The sequence below is a fragment of the Methylosinus sp. LW3 genome (genome assembly GCF_000527115.1).
In the GTDB taxonomy this organism is placed as follows: Bacteria; Pseudomonadota; Alphaproteobacteria; order Rhizobiales; family Beijerinckiaceae; genus Methylosinus.
This window is the reverse complement of record NZ_AZUO01000005.1, coordinates 49,719-66,582: the sequence shown is the minus strand read 5'-3', so window position 1 is coordinate 66,582 and position 16,864 is coordinate 49,719. Positions and strand designations below refer to the sequence as shown.

At 61.8% G+C, this 16,864-nt stretch carries 15 protein-coding genes; 9 read left to right on the top strand and 6 right to left on the bottom strand.

Annotated features, from left to right (window positions below; translation table 11 throughout):
- Nucleotides 1-14: 14 nt before the first annotated feature.
- The gene (locus METLW3_RS0124205; protein WP_245267512.1) at nt 15-1,880 is read right to left on the bottom strand and encodes an RES family NAD+ phosphorylase; all 1,866 of its coding nucleotides are present in this window, start codon (nt 1,878-1,880) and stop codon (nt 15-17) included.
- Between the two features lie 171 nt (nt 1,881-2,051).
- Here METLW3_RS0124205 and METLW3_RS0124200 point away from each other — a divergent pair, with 171 nt between their 5' ends.
- Nucleotides 2,052-2,510 (top strand): transposase, encoded by a 459-nt coding sequence (locus METLW3_RS0124200; protein ID WP_084484992.1) that lies wholly within the window; start codon nt 2,052-2,054, stop codon nt 2,508-2,510.
- Nucleotides 2,511-2,533: 23 nt separating this feature from the next.
- Here the strand turns inward: METLW3_RS0124200 and METLW3_RS28645 are convergent, their stop codons facing one another.
- Nucleotides 2,534-3,421: a hypothetical protein gene (locus METLW3_RS28645; RefSeq protein WP_157516682.1), complete on the bottom strand. Its 888-nt coding sequence runs from the start codon at nt 3,419-3,421 to the stop codon at nt 2,534-2,536.
- Between the two features lie 297 nt (nt 3,422-3,718).
- On the bottom strand, nt 3,719-3,988 hold the full coding sequence (locus METLW3_RS0124180; RefSeq protein WP_024882287.1) for a hypothetical protein: 270 nt from the start codon (nt 3,986-3,988) through the stop codon (nt 3,719-3,721).
- 243 nt (nt 3,989-4,231) lie between these two features.
- Here METLW3_RS0124180 and METLW3_RS0124175 point away from each other — a divergent pair, with 243 nt between their 5' ends.
- The 7 genes from METLW3_RS0124175 (at nt 4,232) to METLW3_RS0124145 (ending at nt 12,996) form a co-directional block, all read left to right on the top strand.
- Nucleotides 4,232-5,068, top strand: a complete 837-nt coding sequence (locus METLW3_RS0124175; RefSeq protein WP_024882286.1) for an HAD-IIB family hydrolase — start codon at nt 4,232-4,234, stop codon at nt 5,066-5,068.
- Between the two features lie 854 nt (nt 5,069-5,922).
- Entirely contained in the window at nt 5,923-6,339 is a 417-nt protein-coding gene (locus tag METLW3_RS0124170) for a FixH family protein (RefSeq protein ID WP_024882285.1), read from the top strand.
- A 98-nt stretch (nt 6,340-6,437) separates the two neighbouring features.
- A complete protein-coding gene (locus METLW3_RS0124165; RefSeq protein WP_245267511.1) occupies nt 6,438-7,583 on the top strand; it encodes a TolC family protein in 1,146 nt (381 codons plus the stop codon).
- Between the two features lie 386 nt (nt 7,584-7,969).
- Entirely contained in the window at nt 7,970-9,007 is a 1,038-nt protein-coding gene (locus METLW3_RS0124160) for an efflux RND transporter periplasmic adaptor subunit (RefSeq protein ID WP_245267510.1), read from the top strand.
- On the top strand, nt 9,004-12,165 hold the full coding sequence (locus tag METLW3_RS0124155) for a CusA/CzcA family heavy metal efflux RND transporter (protein ID WP_024882282.1): 3,162 nt from the start codon (nt 9,004-9,006) through the stop codon (nt 12,163-12,165). The genes METLW3_RS0124160 and METLW3_RS0124155 overlap by 4 nt, the downstream gene beginning before the upstream one ends.
- A gap of 200 nt (nt 12,166-12,365) precedes the next feature.
- The gene (locus METLW3_RS0124150; RefSeq protein WP_024882281.1) at nt 12,366-12,563 is read left to right on the top strand and encodes a hypothetical protein; all 198 of its coding nucleotides are present in this window, start codon (nt 12,366-12,368) and stop codon (nt 12,561-12,563) included.
- A gap of 79 nt (nt 12,564-12,642) precedes the next feature.
- Complete coding sequence (locus tag METLW3_RS0124145; protein ID WP_084485020.1) at nt 12,643-12,996, top strand: copper-binding protein; 354 nt, start codon at nt 12,643-12,645, stop codon at nt 12,994-12,996.
- Nucleotides 12,997-13,024: 28 nt separating this feature from the next.
- Here the strand turns inward: METLW3_RS0124145 and METLW3_RS27980 are convergent, their stop codons facing one another.
- A complete protein-coding gene (locus tag METLW3_RS27980; protein WP_245267509.1) occupies nt 13,025-13,534 on the bottom strand; it encodes a transposase in 510 nt (169 codons plus the stop codon).
- 503 nt (nt 13,535-14,037) lie between these two features.
- Here METLW3_RS27980 and METLW3_RS0124135 point away from each other — a divergent pair.
- Nucleotides 14,038-16,122 carry a recombinase family protein gene (locus METLW3_RS0124135; RefSeq protein WP_024882264.1) on the top strand — a complete coding sequence of 695 codons (2,085 nt, stop codon included), beginning with the start codon at nt 14,038-14,040 and terminating at the stop codon, nt 16,120-16,122.
- Here METLW3_RS0124135 and tnpB read toward each other — a convergent pair.
- Nucleotides 16,110-16,415, bottom strand: coding sequence for an IS66 family insertion sequence element accessory protein TnpB (gene tnpB, locus METLW3_RS0124130; RefSeq protein ID WP_024882278.1), 306 nt, complete (start codon nt 16,413-16,415; stop codon nt 16,110-16,112). The two genes, METLW3_RS0124135 and tnpB, sit on opposite strands and share 13 nt — an antisense overlap.
- The gene (locus METLW3_RS0124125; RefSeq protein WP_024882277.1) at nt 16,412-16,819 is read right to left on the bottom strand and encodes a transposase; all 408 of its coding nucleotides are present in this window, start codon (nt 16,817-16,819) and stop codon (nt 16,412-16,414) included. The genes tnpB and METLW3_RS0124125 overlap by 4 nt, the downstream gene beginning before the upstream one ends.
- Between the last annotated feature and the right edge of the window lie 45 nt (nt 16,820-16,864).

Sequence of the window (16,864 nt, the reverse complement as noted above, 5' to 3'; positions counted from 1 at the left end):
CGGCATCGCAAGACCTAAAAATCAGGCTCCCGCTTCTCCCAGCGCCGGCGCGAGACGTTGAATTCGTCGGTCTTGAACTCGACGCGGCGCACCTGATGCACCGTCACACTATCGAGGACGACCCGCAGGCTAGCGTCGCGCCAATCCGGGTCGTGCGGCTCCCACGGCATCGCGGCCATCGCAGCGAAATCCGGCCAACCGGGCTTAGGCTTCGCTTCCGCCGCCGGCTCTTTTGGCGCGGGCGGCACCTCCTCGATCACCTCGTAGTCTTCCTCCCAGCCATCCTCTTCCATGTGGCCGTTTCGCGCCTTGATCTCGGTTCCCTTCGGCAAAGCCAAGGCCTCGACGCGCGCTGCCTTGTGAAACAGCACTACGTTGAGGACGTCTCCTGCCGCCTGGACCGAAGGGAAGATGATCCCATCGATCGGAACCGACGACTCGGTTGCCAGGAAATCGGCAACGGCTTGCGTCGCCAGATATTCGAAATGCTCGTCGTCCGGCATGACCGGCCTTGTGATCCTTGCACTCAGCGTCCGCAGAAACATCGCGCGTTCCATCCGGCCGGCATGATCCGGATCGAAAATGCTCCCCGTCACGCTCACGGCGGTCAACGCCGTCAGGTCGAGCAGGCGCAGCGGCCTGATGATCTCAAACCGCGCCACAGCCACCTGGCTGCCGACAGGCGGACGCACCTCCGCAATCGCGACCTTTGAATCGTTGGCGCCATAGAAGACGGAAATGCCGCGGGCATTCATGCGCCCGGCGGCCGCAACGGAGGCAGGCGGCGAGCCGAGATGGATGTCGGGACGGCACAGCGCCTCTTCGAGCTTGTCCTCGGACTGAAACACCCTCGCTCGATAGACCGAATGGAAATCCGTGCCTGGTCCAGCATCCACCACCAAGGGCTGGCCGCTTTGTGTGCGAAGGTCATCGATACCATCGAAGATCGATGCGAGGTGACGTGCTGCCGTCCGGCTGAAAAACCGTGCCTCAGTCTTCAACGAGCTCTCGAAGTTTCGCCACTCCTCCTGCCAGACACGATCGCTCGTGCCTTTCTCTTCGTATTGGGAGTCGCTCGAGAACTCGGTCTCTTCACCCATCGCGGCGGAATCAAAATCGTCGTGCTCGGCCTCAAGAATCTGCTGGATGTCCTCCGCCGCCTCCTGCGGGATTTCTGCGGCGTTCGCTATTGCGTCAGTGATTGGCTCACCGTCACGTGACCAGTCGTAGCTCGACTCACGGTCGCTCATCAGCGTGTACTGCCACGACGTCGGCTGGTCGGACGTGCGAATATAGTGCTGCTCGAATGCGACCTGCACACGCTCGGCGACATCGCCCACGCCGTAACAGCGCCGCGTCTTGCCGCAGTAGGAACACTTCGCGCACTCGCCCTCCCTGGCAATCTCGCCACTCAGATAAGCCTCGCCAACGCAGGCATGGCAAAGCATCTTCGCCTTCAGTTCGTCCGCCTCATCCTGATGCACATCGCCCCCCAGCGCCTTTCCAGCGCATTCGACAATCTCTGCCGTGGCGAGCGCTTTTGCTGGCACCGCCGGCGGGTCTTCCTCGCTTCCTATTGCGCCGTTGATCGACCCGGGGAGAGACCATAGCTTAGCCGTATGGAAAGAAAATCGATTTGGTCCCTCGGGCAGGGCCAGGTGGCTGGGCAGCGAGTAGCGGATTTCGGCGGCGGCCGTCGGGTTGAACCGCGCCGGGTTCGTCGGAGGCTCGGAGCGACGTTCGTCGACCCGGCACTGCTCAACGCCGCGGAGAAGCTTTAATACGAGGGCTATCTGCGCCGCGAAGAAGCCAACGCCGCCGTTCTTGCACGGGCCGAGCGTGGCGCGCCGATCAAAGAGATCGCGCGGGAGACGGGCCATAGTCGAGGGCTTGTCCGAAAGATTCTGCGCGGCCAGCGCTCGGAAGTTTTCCGCACGCGGGAGAGTTTACTCGAGCCGCATCTTCCATGGCTCGACACGCAATGAGCTGCCGGCTGTCACAATGGCGCTGAACTGTGGCGACGTCTCCAGGCCGCCGGTTTTCGCGGATCGTTGCGTGTCGTCTCCGAATGGGCGAGTCGGCGCCGGCGCTCGGAAAAGATGGACGAGGCAGGCCTGCGGCGTACGCCCTCGGTGAGAACTATCGCACACTTGATGACGACTGGTCGTGACGCGCTGTCGAAGCCGGAGACACTGACGATCGCGGCGATCGAGGACAGCGTTCCTGCGCTTGTCGAAGCGCGCGCCGCCGTCGCCGCGTTCCAAGCCACGAACCGCAAGAAGGCCGGAGACGAACTCGACAGCTGGATCGACCGTGCGAAAGCCGGCCTCCTGGCTTCCTTCGCGAGCGGCGTCACAAAGGACCACGCCGCCGTCGCGGCGGCGATCACGAACCCCTGGTCGAACGGCCAGACTGAAGGCCAGATCACCCGGCTGAAGTTGATCAAGCGCCAAATGTATGGGCGCGCAAAACTCGATCTCCTCGAAGCCCGGCTTATCGGAGCGGACTGACGAAAAACTGCACCAAAACTGCGTCAGAGCCCGCAATAGGCGCAACGCGTCCGAGGCGATTTATAGAGCTGCCGCCTTTCAAGCGGGTCGCGCAATTGCACTGGATGGGAGTGGCCAACGACCCACGCCGGCGGAATATTTTCATGCAGACAGAACGAGAAATCAATCGGCGCATGCCAATCAGGCAGATTGCAGGTGCGTCTTGTCCATTCGCTCAGCATCTTGCGCGCAAACGCGATACGGGTAGCGGGTGTGGCGACGCTAAGCGGCAGGTCTACCTCGATCATGGTAGGCACGCCGGTCTTCAGCAGAACATGTCGGCCGCGCCCGAGCACAGCCGTGATCCACTCGCTACCGTATATGAGATAGTGAGCGGCACGCTCCAGAAGCGCGGTGTCATCCGCGACGACGAAGAGACGGCCAATATCCAGTGTAATATCGACCTCGGCAATTGAAATATCCAGACGAGTTCTCATCCCTGCGAGTTCGTCATTTTGATCGACGATCGCGATCAGTCGTTGTTTCATCGCGTCTCGATCATGGAGGCGAAGCCCCTCCCTGAAATAGCTGCCCGCATCATCGGTACGGCAGCCGTGAAACGTTCGGAGAATCGAGAATTCGAGGGCGTTCGCCAATGTTTCCGCGTGATATTCAATGCCGGCGGCAAGACAACGACCAAGCAAGGCGAGCCATTCGGGATCATCCCACGGGAGGTCACGGAAGCCGCCGGGATTCAAGCGTCGTAAGCCGTCTTTCCTGAATTTCGGAGCCAGCCAAGCCGAAAGTTGGGGCATCCAGGTGCCCGCGTCCTTCCAACAGAATTTATGCATTTTCCAGACCGGATCATCCCCCTTTCGCGATATAATAGGGGGATCAAACGGGGTGTCTGCGCGCGAATCAATGTCGTGCATGTTCTCGATCTTACCGATTTAACCGCGCTCAATGATGATGACGCGGAAAATTAACGACACCATCCGAAGGATGGGTGGATTGTGCCCCCTGGGCTGGCTGTCGCTCTGGTCGACCATCGAGGGACTCCGGCAGCGGCCGACTTGATCAAGTGGCCGTGGGCAGGCAACTCGTCGACGAGATCATCACGCAGACCGGCGATCGTTTCCGGCGTCATGACGCATTTTCTCGGAATTCATGAGTTTCGAAAAATTCGGATTACCGGCGCTCCTTTCGGCACCGGCTCCGAGTGTCCTTGGCTAGAGCTGATAGACATAGGACTTGCTGACCTTGTGTCGCTTGGCGATCTCGGCGACGGGAACGCCGTTTTTGCGTTCCGCGCGTAACGTTCTGCGGAAAGCTGCGAGTTCCTTTCCAGACCGTCGGATGCTGGTCCTGCCGGCAGAAGCGCGGGTAGCTTTTTTCTGCTCGCTCGGCCGGGAACCCTGCTTCTCTTCCGCCGCGAGAATTGCCTGCACGGTCTCGACGACCTTCTCTAACTGGCTAATTTGACGTTTGCTGAGCGCCATAGTTCACTCCCGAATCAGGTTGACGACAGCTACACGAACTTTGCATCAACGCAAGTTGATCCTCCATATCGCTTATAGCTTCGGGGATCGCAGGGCCGGACGACTAAGGGGGTTCGATAGGAAGGCGGGACTCGCGACCGCGCGCCGCCGGTGACTGCGCGTCCAATCGAAATTCGTCCCACCAATGAAAACGATCTTCGCGCCAATATGAAGCGCCCACGTTACGCCTGACGGGAGAAAGCCTTGAGGCCTTTAGCCGAAGCCGACATCTCGGAGTTTCGCAACATCCGCTTCGTGCTGACCGACATGGATGAGACCCTGACCTTTCGGGGCCGTCTCGGCGCACGCACCTATGATGCGCTCGAACGCCTGCAGAGAGCCAGCGTGAAAGTGATCCCCGTTACCGCGGCGCCCGCCGGCTGGTGTGATCAGATGGCCCGCATGTGGCCGGTCGACGGCGTGATCGGCGAGAACGGCGGCTTCTTCTTCGAGAGGGCTGAAGGCCACGGCCTCGTGCGCACCTTTTGGCACGGCGCGGATGATCGGGCCACCGTGTCCGGCCGCCTCGCCGAGATCGCGCGAGATGTTCTTGCCGCCATTCCGGGCGCCACTTTCGCCGAGGATCAGCCCTTCCGGCTGACGAGTATCGCCTTCGCCCGGCCAGAAGACGTGGATGCACGCGCTGCAATCTCTTCGGAAATGCGCGCCGCCGGAGCCGACGTGACGGACAATAACCTGTGGGTGCTTGGGTGGCTCGGCGGCTACGACAAGCTCGCCATGACTCGTCGCGTCCTAGCGACACGCTACGGCGTCGACATCGAAGTGGAGCGCGATGCCGTGCTCTATGTCGGGGACTCGGTCAACGACGCGCCTATGTTCGGCTTCTTCCGGCACACAGTCGGGGTCAGCACGGTCACGCGCGACCTTCCACAGATACCGACTCCTCCAACATGGGTTAGCGAGGGGCCGGGGGGCGACGGCTTCGTTGAGGCCGCTGATGCGGTCTTGATGGCAAGGTCCGAGCTGTCTCGGAAGGCTGCGGCCAACGTAGTTGGCGGACACACGACTTCATGTCGGTAAGCATCGTATGAAACCGCCTGCGTGCAGCCCTTGCTTCTCGAATCGGCGGGCAATGCTCCTGGGCGTTGCGGCGTTAGCCTCGACGTGGCGACGGTGGTTGCGGTCGTGCGCCCGAGAGCCGATCTTCATCTCTCGCCAACCCGATGACATCGAGCTAAAGGACGGACAATCCACATAGGGCACGAAGCCTGATAGGGCGCCTGACCTTCGACGGCATTTCAGGCTTCTTTCTTGCAACGGTAAGCCGTGCCGACTATGTTGTACTCGATCCACTAGGGGCAAACATGCTTCGTCTGGTCCGAGTTCTGATCCTGCTCCTACCCGTGGTGGCCCTTCTGGCCGCGGGGAACAGTTTTGCTCGGACGGGCAAAGGTCCGCACAAGTGCGAAGGCATGGTCGCAGGCCTGAATATGGACGATTGTATGCGAGATGGGAGCGGGGCGGCGCCTGACTGCCCCCCTGGGGACTGCCTATCGCCTCAAATCTTTTTACTCCCGACGAACAATTTTCTTCCGAACTTAATCATACGGATCGTGGCTGCTCCCACGCCGCGAAACGAGGCGAGTCTTGGCGGCCTCTCCGGGCCGCCAGATCTGCGCCCTCCCATCGGCTGAAGCCTGATCGCGTTGCTCACCCGCGGAGAATTCTGCGGCTGAACGCGTATCTAGTCACGCCAATGCCGGGGAGCCGGCAAGAGCACAAAACTCCGTAAGGCCGGGACAGGGGTTGTCTTGCCAAAGAGCAAGATCCTCGGGGATCCTCGCTCAGCAGACGGTCTGCATGCGCCCGTCAATCGGGACAGCAAAGGCTGGCGGTCAGCTGAGCCCGCTCTGACGGAAGCCAGAGAGAAATTCATGCGTTCAGCAGCATTCAACGGACGCCGCGCGCTTTCGCTCGCAGCGCTTGCAGGCGTTGAGCTCGTCTTTGGCGCGACGCCAAACGCACGCGCGGACATCAAGGATTATGAATTCCGTCTCGTCGAGAAGGAGGCCAAGGCTGGGAAGGCGATCGTCGCCGTCCGCCTCATTCAAAAGATCGACGGCAAACCAATCCCCGACGCTGTAATCTTCGCGACGAGGCTCGACATGGCCCCGGAGGGCATGGAGTCCATGAAGGGCGCCATCGAACCCGCGCCGAATGGCGAACCGGGCGTCTACCGTTTCAAGGTCGACCTTGCGATGGAGGGAAAGTGGCGGCTTTCCTTGGCGGCGAAAGTTCAAGGCGAAATAGGCACGGTTGAAAACCGGCTCATTTTCGACGCGACGCCATGACGGCAAAGTGCCCTCCTGAGCGGCTCGCCGCACTCGGCCTCGCCGCATGTTGGTTGTGGTCCGCTCCACTGCTCGCGGCGGAAGGAAGCCCTCCTGGCGTGACGCTCGAAAGCGTCGTCACTCTGGCGCGACAGCTCAATCCCGATCTTGCGGCGTCGGTCTTGGACGCGGATTCGGCCGCTCACAAGGTTGCTGCCGCCGGCGCGCTTCCCGATCCGACTGTCGCGCTCGAGGCATGGGACGTAAACGATCGTGGCGTTGGTCAACGTCGCATTGGCGTCGAACAAGAGTTCAAGCTTTGGGGCAAGCGCGACCTTGAACGAAGCGTCGCTGCGGCTGACGCCGAGGCGGCACGACATCAGAGCCGAGGCGTCGAGGCCGATCTGATCGCACGGGTGAAGATGGCTTACGCGCAGTACTACGCGGCGCAAAGGGCGGTCGAGCTCTCACTCTCGATAGCGAAGCGAGTCGACGAAGCCTTGAATCTACTGCGCTTACGCTATGGGGCGACTTCGGTCGAGCAACAGGACGTGATCAAGGCCGAGATGGAGGCGGCGACGGCCGAAGCGGAAGTGACGCGTCTGCAAGGCGAGACCAAATCTGCCGCAGCTCGATTGAACGCCTTGATCGGACGAAGGTCGCAAGCTCCGCTCGCAATTGCGAAAGGCTTCCGTCCGCTCAAATCTAAGCTCACACTCGCCGGTGTGCAGGCCGTGGCCCTGGAAACCAATCCGACGGTCGCGGCGACGGGCGCAGAGGTGCGTTCGGCCACGAGCGCAAAGGAACTCACCGATCTCAACTACTACCCGGACGTCACCCTCGGCGCACGCTTCGTGCAACGGCCGACCGGCAATAACGCGGGTGAATTCCTGCTTGGATTCAAAGTGCCGTTGCAATTCGAATCCAAGGACGCGGAACAGCGCGCCGCGAGTTCGAAGCTCGGCGCGGCGCAGGCGCGCAGCGACGCCATTCGCGTGAAGCTCGACGGCGCCGTCGCCGAAGCCTGGTTCGGCCTTGAAGCGATCAGAAAAGCGATCCGCATTTACGAGCAGCGACAACTGCCGCCCGCGCGCCTGTCTGTCGAAACGGTTCGCGCCGGATTTCAGGCCGGGACGAGCGACCTCGCCGCCGTCTTCGAAGCGGAGCGTCGATTGCGCGCCGTCGAACTCGAACTCTTGAAACTCAGGGTCGAAGAGCAGGCGAAATACGCCGAGCTCGAACGTTTGGCGGGGGGCTCCCTATGACGCGGCGCGCTGTCATTCTCTCATTCGCCGCGGCGCTTCTCGCTGTCGGCGCCGCGAAATTGCTTGAAGGGCGATTCACATGGCCCTCTCGATCGAGCGATCGTCCGACGTCGACCCAAAATGAGCCGTGGCGCTCCGCTACTTCGTCAGCGGGGCCAATCCTTTACTACCGCGATCCTGACGGACGGCCGCTCTACTCCTCCGAGGCGAAGAAAACCCCCGACGGTCGCGACTATGTCGCCGTGCGCGCCGGCGAAGACGTCAGCTTCGACGACAAGTCGCCGCCGGCGCCGGCTCATGGTGGCGGCGAGCGGCGCGTTCGCTTTTATCGGCATCCCATGGGATTGCCGGACACTTCACCTGTTCCAAAGAAGGATTCGATGGGGATGGACTATGTCGCCGTCTATGAGGACGAAGCTCAGGACGCCTCGACGGTGACCGTCAGCCCGGGCAAGCTGCAAAAGACGGGCGTACGCTCCGAGCCGGTCGAGTGGCGGACATTAAGCGCTCCCGTGCGGGCGGCGGGCAAGGTCGCTTTTGATCCGAGCCGGACGTCGGTCGTCTCGCTGCGCTTCGAAGCCTTCGTCGAAAAAGTCGAAAAAGTCGCCGAAGGCGATTACGTCCGCAAGGGCCAGCCGCTCCTGCATCTCTATGGCCCCGCCCTCTCGAGCGCCGCGGCGGAATATGTCGCCGTGCTGCACGCCGGACGCAATATCGAAAGAGGCGACGAACGCCTTAACGGCGCGAGGCGGCGTCTCGCCAATCTTGGCCTGACCGACGCCGCGATCGCGGCCATCGCCCGTGCGCGCGCCGTGCCCCGCACGCTCGCCTGGCCTGCGCCGCAGGACGGCCACATCATGGAGCGCGCCGCCTTCAACGGCATGCGCGCAGCGCCCGGCGACGCCTTGTTTCGCATTGTCGATCACTCCACCGTCTGGGTTCTCGCCGACGTTTCCGAGCGCGACATCGGGCTGGTTGCGCCGGGTCAAACCGCCAGCGTGCGGCCGCGCGCCTTTCCGGACCGCGCGTTCAGCGGACGCGTCGCGTTGATCTATCCGCATCTCAACATGGAGACGCGCACCGCGCGCGTGCGTATCGAATTGGCGAACCCCGACGGCCTGCTGCGCGGCGACATGTACGCCGATGTCGAAATCGCCGCCGCGGTGGGCGAAAAAGGCCTAAGCGTCCCGGAAAGCGCCGTCATCGACACGGGCGCGAAACAAGTGGTGATCCTTGACAAGGGAGAGGGGCGCTTTCAGCCGCGCGAGGTCGCGCTTGGGCGCCGCGGAGACGGTTTCGTCGAAATCAGGAAGGGCGTCAGCGAGGGAGATCGTGTCGTCACCTCCGCGCTGTTCCTCATCGACGCCGAGAGCAATCTGAAGGCGGCGTTACGCACGCTCGATCAGCCGGAGGACGGAAAATGATCGCACGCCTCATCGCCTGGTCCGCGCGAAATCTGGTTTTCATCTTCGTCGGAGCCGCCTTTTTGATCGCCGCAGGCGTTTATGCGCTGCGGTCGCTGCCGCTCGACGCCATTCCCGATCTCTCCGACGTTCAAGCGATCGTCTACACGGAATATCCCGGACAGGCGCCGCAGGTCGTCGAAGATCAGGTCACCTATCCGCTGACCAGCTCAATGCTCACTGTGCCGCGGTCGAAAGTGGTGCGCGGCTTTTCCTTCTTCGGCGTCTCCTTCGTCTATGTGATTTTCGAAGACGGCGTCGACATTTATTGGGCGCGCTCGCGCGTGCTCGAATATTTGAGCACGGCGAGCAAGAAGCTGCCGCAAGGGGTGACGCCGGTGCTGGGCCCGGACGCCACGGGCGTTGGCTGGGTCTATCAATATGCACTGATCGCGAAGGACATGACGCTCGCGGAATTGCGGTCGATCCAGGACTGGACCATCCGCTACGGCCTCGCAAAGGCCGAGGGCGTCGCCGAGGTCGCGAGCATCGGCGGCTTCGTCAAGCAATATAATGTCGTCGTCGATCCTAATCGGCTGCGCGCGCTGAATATTCCCTTATCGAGACTGCGCGAAGCGATTCGCGCGAGCAACGCCGACGTCGGCGGGCGGACGGTGGAGCTCTCTGAATTCGAGTTCATCGTGCGCGGACGCGGCTATCTTCGCGGCGAGGCCGATCTCGAAAACATTGTCCTACGCGCCGAAGGCGGAACGCCGCTGCTGCTGAAAGACGTGGCGCGCGTCGAACTCGGGCCGGACGAGCGGCGCGGCATCGCCGAACTCAATGGCGACGGCGAGGTCGCCGGCGGCATTGTGCTGCAACGCTTCGGCGCCAACGCCCTCACCGTGATCGACAATGTCAAATCGGCGTTGGCGCAAATGGCGACCGGTCTGCCGAAAGGCGTCGAGATCGTGTCGGTATACGACCGTTCGCAGCTCATTCACGCGGCGATTGAGACGCTGAAGGGCACGCTTATCGAGGAGAGCGCCATCGTCGCGCTCGTCTGCATCGTGTTCCTGCTGCATTTGCGCAGCGCGCTCGTCGCCATCATCATGCTGCCGATCGGCGTGCTGATGGCTTTTGCCGCGATGAAGGCGCTGGGGCTCGGCTCCAATATTATGAGCCTCGGCGGCATCGCGATCGCCATCGGCGCCATGGTCGACGCAGCGATCGTCATGATCGAAAACGCGCATAAGCATCTCGAGCGCGCGCCCGAGGGCAAGCCGCGCGTCGACATATTGATCGACGCCGCGACAGAAGTCGGGCCGGCGCTGTTTTTCAGCCTGCTGATCATCACCGTGTCGTTCCTGCCGATCTTTACACTCGAGGCGCAGGAGGGGCGTCTGTTCAGCCCGCTCGCCTTCACCAAGACGTTTTCGATGGCGGCGGCGGCGCTCTTGTCCGTGACGCTCGTCCCGGCGCTGATGGTCGTTTTCGTGCGCGGCAAAGTTGTTCCAGAAGCGAAGAATCCGATCAACCGGGCGCTGATCTTCCTCTATCGTCCGATCATCGATCTCGTCCTGCGCGCAAAGGTTCTCACCATTCTTATGGCTTTGGGAGCGCTCGCAGTGACAATCATTCCCGCGCGCCAGCTTGGCAGCGAATTCATGCCGGCGCTCAACGAAGGCGCCCTTCTCTATATGCCGACAACCCTGCCGGGACTGTCGGTCACAAAGGCGGCGGAGCTGCTTCAAATGCAGGACCGCATCATCAAATCCTTCCCCGAAGTCGAATCCGCCTATGGCAAGGCCGGGCGCGCGCTGAGCGCGACCGATCCCGCGCCGCTCGAAATGTCCGAGACCGTCATTCAACTAAAGCCAAAGGATCAGTGGCGGGCCGGAATGACGCTCGAAAAGCTGATCTCCGAGATGAATTCGGCGCTCGAATTTCCCGGCGTGTCCAACGCCTGGACGATGCCGATCAAGGCGCGGCTCGACATGCTGGCGACCGGCATCAGAACGCCTATTGGCGTGAAGGTGTTCGCGCGCAATCTGATGCAGATCGATACGTTGGCGCGCGAGATCGAAACAAAGCTGAAGGCCATTCCGGGCACGTCGAGCGCTTATGCGGAACGCCATGTCGGCGGCTATTATCTCGAAATCGCGCCCGACCGCGCCGCGCTCGCGCGCTACGGCCTGATGATCGGCGACGTGCAGGAAGTGATCGCCACGGCGCTTGGCGGCGACACGGTGACGACGACGGTGGAGGGGCGTGAGCGTTATGGAGTCACGATCCGCTACCCGCGCAATTTGCGCTCCGACCCGCGCATGATTGCGACTGCGGTGCTTGTTCCTCTGCCGAGCGGGGGGAGCGTGCCGCTGGCGGAGGTTGCGAAAATCGACCTTGTTCGCGGCCCGACGACCGTTCACACCGAAAACGGCCAGCTCGCCGGCTATATTTTCGTCGATATTCGCGATCGCGATCTTGGCGGCTATATCGCCGAAGCGCGCAAGGTCGTCGCCGACACGGTCAAATTTCCTCCTGGCGCCTATGTGACCTGGAGCGGACAGTTCGAATATATGGAGCGGGCCGCGGCGCGCATGAAGATTGTCGTGCCGCTCACGCTGATGATCATTTTCCTCCTCCTGTATATCAACTTCCAGCGCATGACCGAGACGCTGATCGTCATGGCGTCGCTCCCGTTTGCGCTCGTCGGCGGCGTCTGGCTGATGTGGGCGCTCGGCTTCAATATTTCGGTCGCCGTCGCGGTCGGCTTCATTGCGCTCGCCGGCGTCGCCGCCGAAACCGGCGTCGTGATGCTGATCTATCTCGACCAAGCGATGCAGGAGGTCAAAGCGGAACGCGACGCCGAGGGCGCGCCCTTCACCAGGGCCGATCTGCATGAAGCGATCATGCTCGGCGCGGTGGAGCGCGTGCGGCCGAAGATGATGACCGTCGTCGCCATCATGGCCGGTCTGCTGCCGATCCTCTGGAGCACCGGCGCCGGCTCCGAGGTCATGCAGCGCATCGCCGTGCCGATGATCGGCGGTATGACGTCATCGACCATTCTGACTCTCGTCGTCATCCCGGCGATCTATGCGCTCATTAAAGGTTTTTCGCTTGCGCCTGGTGGGCGACCCGCCCCCCTCAGGGCGCTTCATGTCTCAACCGACCAATGATAGCCAGGAAGGAGAAGGGCAATGCCCTACCTCAATCTTTCTTTCGCTACCAAGGGGTCTATGCTTCTGGTCCACGCCTTCGCCGCGGTTTTCTTCCATTATTGGCACTGGCAACGTTTCCCAACCCGCGCCAGCGCAGTCTTTGATGACGGATCGACGCTCAGGACGGCGATAAAGCTGGGTCCGCCACGGAGAATAACATGCTGAAAGCGAAACTAGGCTTCTCCTTCATCGTCGCTTTTGCCTTGACGACGCCTCCGGCTGCGTTCGCGCAAGAGATATCCATATGGCGTCGGCCGTCTTGCGGATGCTGTCATTTGTGGGCGAAACGCCTCGATGCGGCTTCGATGAAGATCACGATGATCGACGCGAACGATATTGAGACGTGCAACTCATGAAACGGGACGGGTCGACAGAAGTGTTCGCTCATTATCCGTGAAGGGAACCGTGTGCTTAGGCTTGTCAAGGAGAAACGAGATGCTCAGCTCTAACAAACATGCCGCTACAATCTTCGGTGTTCTTGCGATCGCCGCTATAGTTTCAGTGACAGTCGCCTACGCAGGGGACGCTAGCCGCGCGCTTATCGTGGCCCAAGCGGCAGAAAAAGCAGAAGGAGAAGGCGTTATCAAAGGAGTCGTCGCGGGCGAGCGCAAGCTTCAAATCGCGCACGGGCCAATTGCGGCATTGAATTGGCCGGGAATGACGATGGCCTTCGGCGTTGCGCCCGGCGTCGATGTCTCTGGCCTTATGCCGGGTGCGAAGGTGAGGTTCACGCTGAGTCGTGACGCAAAGGGTCTCTACGTGATCGAAAGCATTCGGCGCATAGAGTGATCTCGCGCATCAACAAATGGAGATTCCGTCATGATGGAGCCGGAAGGAATGATGAGCGGCTCAGGCATGTGGGGCATGGGCCTTTTTTGGATCTTGATCCTGATAGCGCTCGTTCTCGCGATAGCCGCTGCTCGACGCGCGGCAGATGAGCAGGATAGGCGCGCGCGGCGCGGCCGGCGCGCTCCCTGGTCGCCGGGCGCCCCGAGCGGCGCGCGCGATCGTCCTCGCGCTCCTGGACTTCGGCGATCGCGATCTCGATATCTTCCAGAACGAGCTGCAACTGATCGGGATCGAGCTTCTCCGAACGCTTGCCGAAGCGCGCGCGTTCATATTCCCTGACGAGCAATTGCAGACGTTCGACCGTCTCCTTCGACGCCGCAAGCTCGCTCTCGATGTGAAGGCGCGCGGCGAGCTCATGATCGGCGCGGATGCGTTCAGCTTCGAGCATGGCGCGCTGCGCTTCGAACATTGCGCGTAGCTCGGCGCGCAGATCGGCAGGCAGCTCTGCGAGTCTGGCGGGATCGAAGCTCGGCGTCATGTCGGCGAATCTATCGCAAGCAAGGCGCCGAATGAAGCCGAAGTTGCGATCAGTTCGCCGCGGTCGGCGTCGCCACGATCCGCTCGCCGACGCGCTTCCAGTTGAGCCCGTCGAACGAAGGGGTTCAGGAATATCCCCTCTGAGCAGTCTGATGAATCATTGGTCGAGGTCGTACAGGTTCATGATCCGCGCCATCCACTCTATGGGCGATCCTTCCGCGTCGTCGGGCGCGCCAGATGTCCTGGCAGCGTTGTGTCGCCGTCGTATGAAGTCGAATATCGAAAAGGCGGCAGTCTACTGATCCCTATAGCTGTAACTGAGCCCTATGAAGGAGAGACGAATCAGACTAAGCTGAGCATAGAGGCGCTTCGCGAACTTATTTCAGTCGCCGAATGTCTCGAAGGCCATGAACATGGATCCGAAGGATCTTTGGGCGACGTTGCCATACGCTCTGCGCCGCCAAGTCGTCGACGACGTCGCGGCAGTTCTGGCGGAGCTCTCCCATGATGTCCGAACTGGTCAAGCCGACCCACTTGGCGCGCAAGGCCGTCGTCTATATCCGTCAGTCGACGCCTCATCAGGTGGTGAGCAATCAAGAAAGCTTGAGGCTGCAATACGCCCTCCGCCAGCGCGCTCGCGAGCTCGGATGGCATGAAGCCGACATCGACGTGATCGACGCCGACCTCGGCCTCAGTGGAGCGTCCGCCGTCAAACGCAGCGGGTTCAAGGAACTCGTGGGTCGAGTCGGGCTCAGCGAGGTTGGGCTGATCCTGTCGATCGACGTGACCCGTCTCGCGCGCAATTGTTCGGACTGGTATCCGCTCCTGGATATCTGCGGCCTGCGCGGCTGCCTCATCGCCGATCGGGACGGCGTCTATGATCCCGGCAGCGCCAATGGTCGTCTGCTGCTCGGCCTGAAAGGGACCATATCGGAACTCGAGCTTCATACCATTCGCAGTCGGCTCACTGCCGGCCTGCTCGCAAAGGCCGAGCGTGGCGAGCTCGCGCTCAATCTGCCGGTCGGTTTGATGCGCGATCCGACGGGCGCCGTCGTCAAAGATCCCGATATATCGGTTCAAGAACGTCTCGGGCTGGTGTTCGAGTTGTTTCTGAAGCTGGGCGCCGCCGCCAAGGTCATGCGCATGCTCAACGAGCGAGGTCTCGATCTGCCGCGTCGCGACAGGCGCGGCAATTTCTGCTGGGCGCGGGCGACGGTCTCGTCCGTGACGTCGATTCTGAAGAACCCCGCTTATGCGGGCGCCTTCGTCTATGGACGGACGCGGATGCGAGCGGGCCGTGAAGGCGCACCGAAGTTGAAGGCGTCGCAGCCTGTGGATGAATGGCGTATCGTCGTGAAGGACCGATATCCCGCCTACATCGATTGGCCAACCTATGAAAAAATCAACGCCGCCCTGAAGGACAACCGAGCCGAATACATGCGCATCAAAACCAGAGGCGCGCCTCGCGACGGCGATCTCCTGCTGCATGGGATCGCTTGGTGTGCGCGTTGCGGATACAAGATGTACGTCCGCTACAAGAGCGGCGGCGAATATGCCTGCAATCATCTCCGCTCCAACGAAGGCATGCCGGCCTGCCAACATGTTCGGGCGACGCCGATCGACGCCGCCGTCGCCGACGCATTCCTGACCGCTCTGGCGCCGGCGGAGCTCGACGCCTTGTCGAAGGCGCGCCGCGCGCGATCACAGGTCGATGCTGCGCTGCGGACGAGCGCCGAGCGCCAGCTCGAACGAAAGCGATACGAGGCCACACTGGCCGAGCGGCAGTTCAATCGGGTGGACCCGGACAATCGTCTCGTCGCCGCCGAACTCGAACGCCGCTGGGAAGCGGCGCTGAACGAAGTTCGGGTGGCTGAGGAGGCGTTCGCCCGGCAAGCTTCGCCTCAGAGCGGCGCGCAGCTCGGGATCGGCAAATCGCTGGAAGGCAAAGTCATCAACCTCGCGGGACGTTTGCCGCAAATTTGGGACGACCCGGCCACTTCCGACACCCGCCGAAAGGCGCTGTTGCGATGTCTCATCGACAAGGTCATCCTCGACCGCGGCGAACACGATATCGCGATCGTCCGCATCGTCTGGCGCGGCGGGGCCGTAACCCGCCTCGAGGTCAAAATGAGGGTCAGCTCCCTATCCAAGCTCGCGCGCGGCGAAGAAATGCGCCAGCGTGCTCTCGTCTTGGCGCGCGAGGGCCTGAACGATGACGCGATCGCCGCCGTTCTCACAAACGAAGGGCATCGCTCGCCAACCTGCGAGGACAAGGTCCTCTCCGTCACTGTGCAGAAGATCCGGCTCGCCGCGAATGTCGAGCTGCGACGCCCACGCACGCGATGGACCCATGGCAGGGAAGTTCTGTCCGCGCCGGAACTGGCCGCCAAGCTGAGCATCCCCGTGAACTGGCTCTATGTGCAAATCCGAAAACAGCGGCTGATGGTCGATCGACAGCCCAACGGCGCGTATATTTTCAGCGACACCGAGGACGTCCTGAAGGGAGTTCGAGATCTCCGATACCACACGATCGGCAGCCTCGATCTCAGAATCTGTCAGCCTGACCAGGAGGGGCATCAACATGGGTGATCGAATAGAGCTTCGAACTGCACCCGGCTCAATTGCAGGACGCCGTCGCTGACCTGCGGCCAAGAAAAACCGTTATCGCCAAGACGCTTGTAGATCAGCACGAGTCCGGTTCCGTCCCACAACAAAATCTTCAAGCGATCCCTTCGCTTCGAGCGGAACACGACGATGAGGCCGGAATGCGGATCGAGTCCGAGCTTGTTTTGCACCAGAGCGGCCAGCGCATCATGCCCGCAGCGAAAATCGACGGGACGCACGGCAAGCACGATCCGCAACCCTTGCGACGGAATGATCACGCGCCACGCTCCAGCGCCGTCATGATCTCGGCGATGCGCGTCGACGCGGTGTCCTGCTCCAGCCGCAACACGACCTTGCCGATGACGATCTCGATCTTCGTATCACCTTCGCTGCGAGCGGCGGGTTGCTCGAGCTCGATCTCCACGAACTCCGCGGGACCGTCGGTCACGAGCGCGAGCCGCCCGGTGCGCGCCTGGCGGCGCCATTGCGTCAATTGCTGCGCGCATATCCGATATTTGCGGGCGACATCGGCGACGCGCGTTCCAGGCGCGAGGCTCTCTCGCACGATCCGGCCCTTCAGCTCCTTCGACCACTGCCGATTGCCCGAACGTGAACGACGAAAATCCACACGTCCGACAAATCCTGCGCCAAAAGCCGTTTCGATCGTCGCATTCTCGTTCATCTTCGGATCCTTCCAGAGACATGGCTGTCCCTCGGAAGAATCTCA

Bases quoted from the DNA above. Each gene is read 5' to 3' on its own strand.
- METLW3_RS0124205 (WP_245267512.1), bottom strand. From the start codon at position 1,880: ATGGCCCGTCTCCCGCGCGATCTCTTTGATCGGCGCGCCACGCTCGGC.
- METLW3_RS28645 (WP_157516682.1), bottom strand. From the start codon at position 3,421: ATGCACGACATTGATTCGCGCGCAGACACCCCGTTTGATCCCCCTATT.
- METLW3_RS0124180 (WP_024882287.1), bottom strand. From the start codon at position 3,988: ATGGCGCTCAGCAAACGTCAAATTAGCCAGTTAGAGAAGGTCGTCGAG.
- METLW3_RS0124170 (WP_024882285.1), top strand. From the start codon at position 5,923: ATGCGTTCAGCAGCATTCAACGGACGCCGCGCGCTTTCGCTCGCAGCG.
- METLW3_RS0124160 (WP_245267510.1), top strand. From the start codon at position 7,970: ATGGACTATGTCGCCGTCTATGAGGACGAAGCTCAGGACGCCTCGACG.
- METLW3_RS0124155 (WP_024882282.1), top strand. From the start codon at position 9,004: ATGATCGCACGCCTCATCGCCTGGTCCGCGCGAAATCTGGTTTTCATC.
- METLW3_RS0124150 (WP_024882281.1), top strand. From the start codon at position 12,366: ATGCTGAAAGCGAAACTAGGCTTCTCCTTCATCGTCGCTTTTGCCTTG.
- METLW3_RS0124145 (WP_084485020.1), top strand. From the start codon at position 12,643: ATGCTCAGCTCTAACAAACATGCCGCTACAATCTTCGGTGTTCTTGCG.
- METLW3_RS27980 (WP_245267509.1), bottom strand. From the start codon at position 13,534: ATGACGCCGAGCTTCGATCCCGCCAGACTCGCAGAGCTGCCTGCCGAT.
- METLW3_RS0124135 (WP_024882264.1), top strand. From the start codon at position 14,038: ATGATGTCCGAACTGGTCAAGCCGACCCACTTGGCGCGCAAGGCCGTC.
- METLW3_RS0124125 (WP_024882277.1), bottom strand. From the start codon at position 16,819: ATGAACGAGAATGCGACGATCGAAACGGCTTTTGGCGCAGGATTTGTC.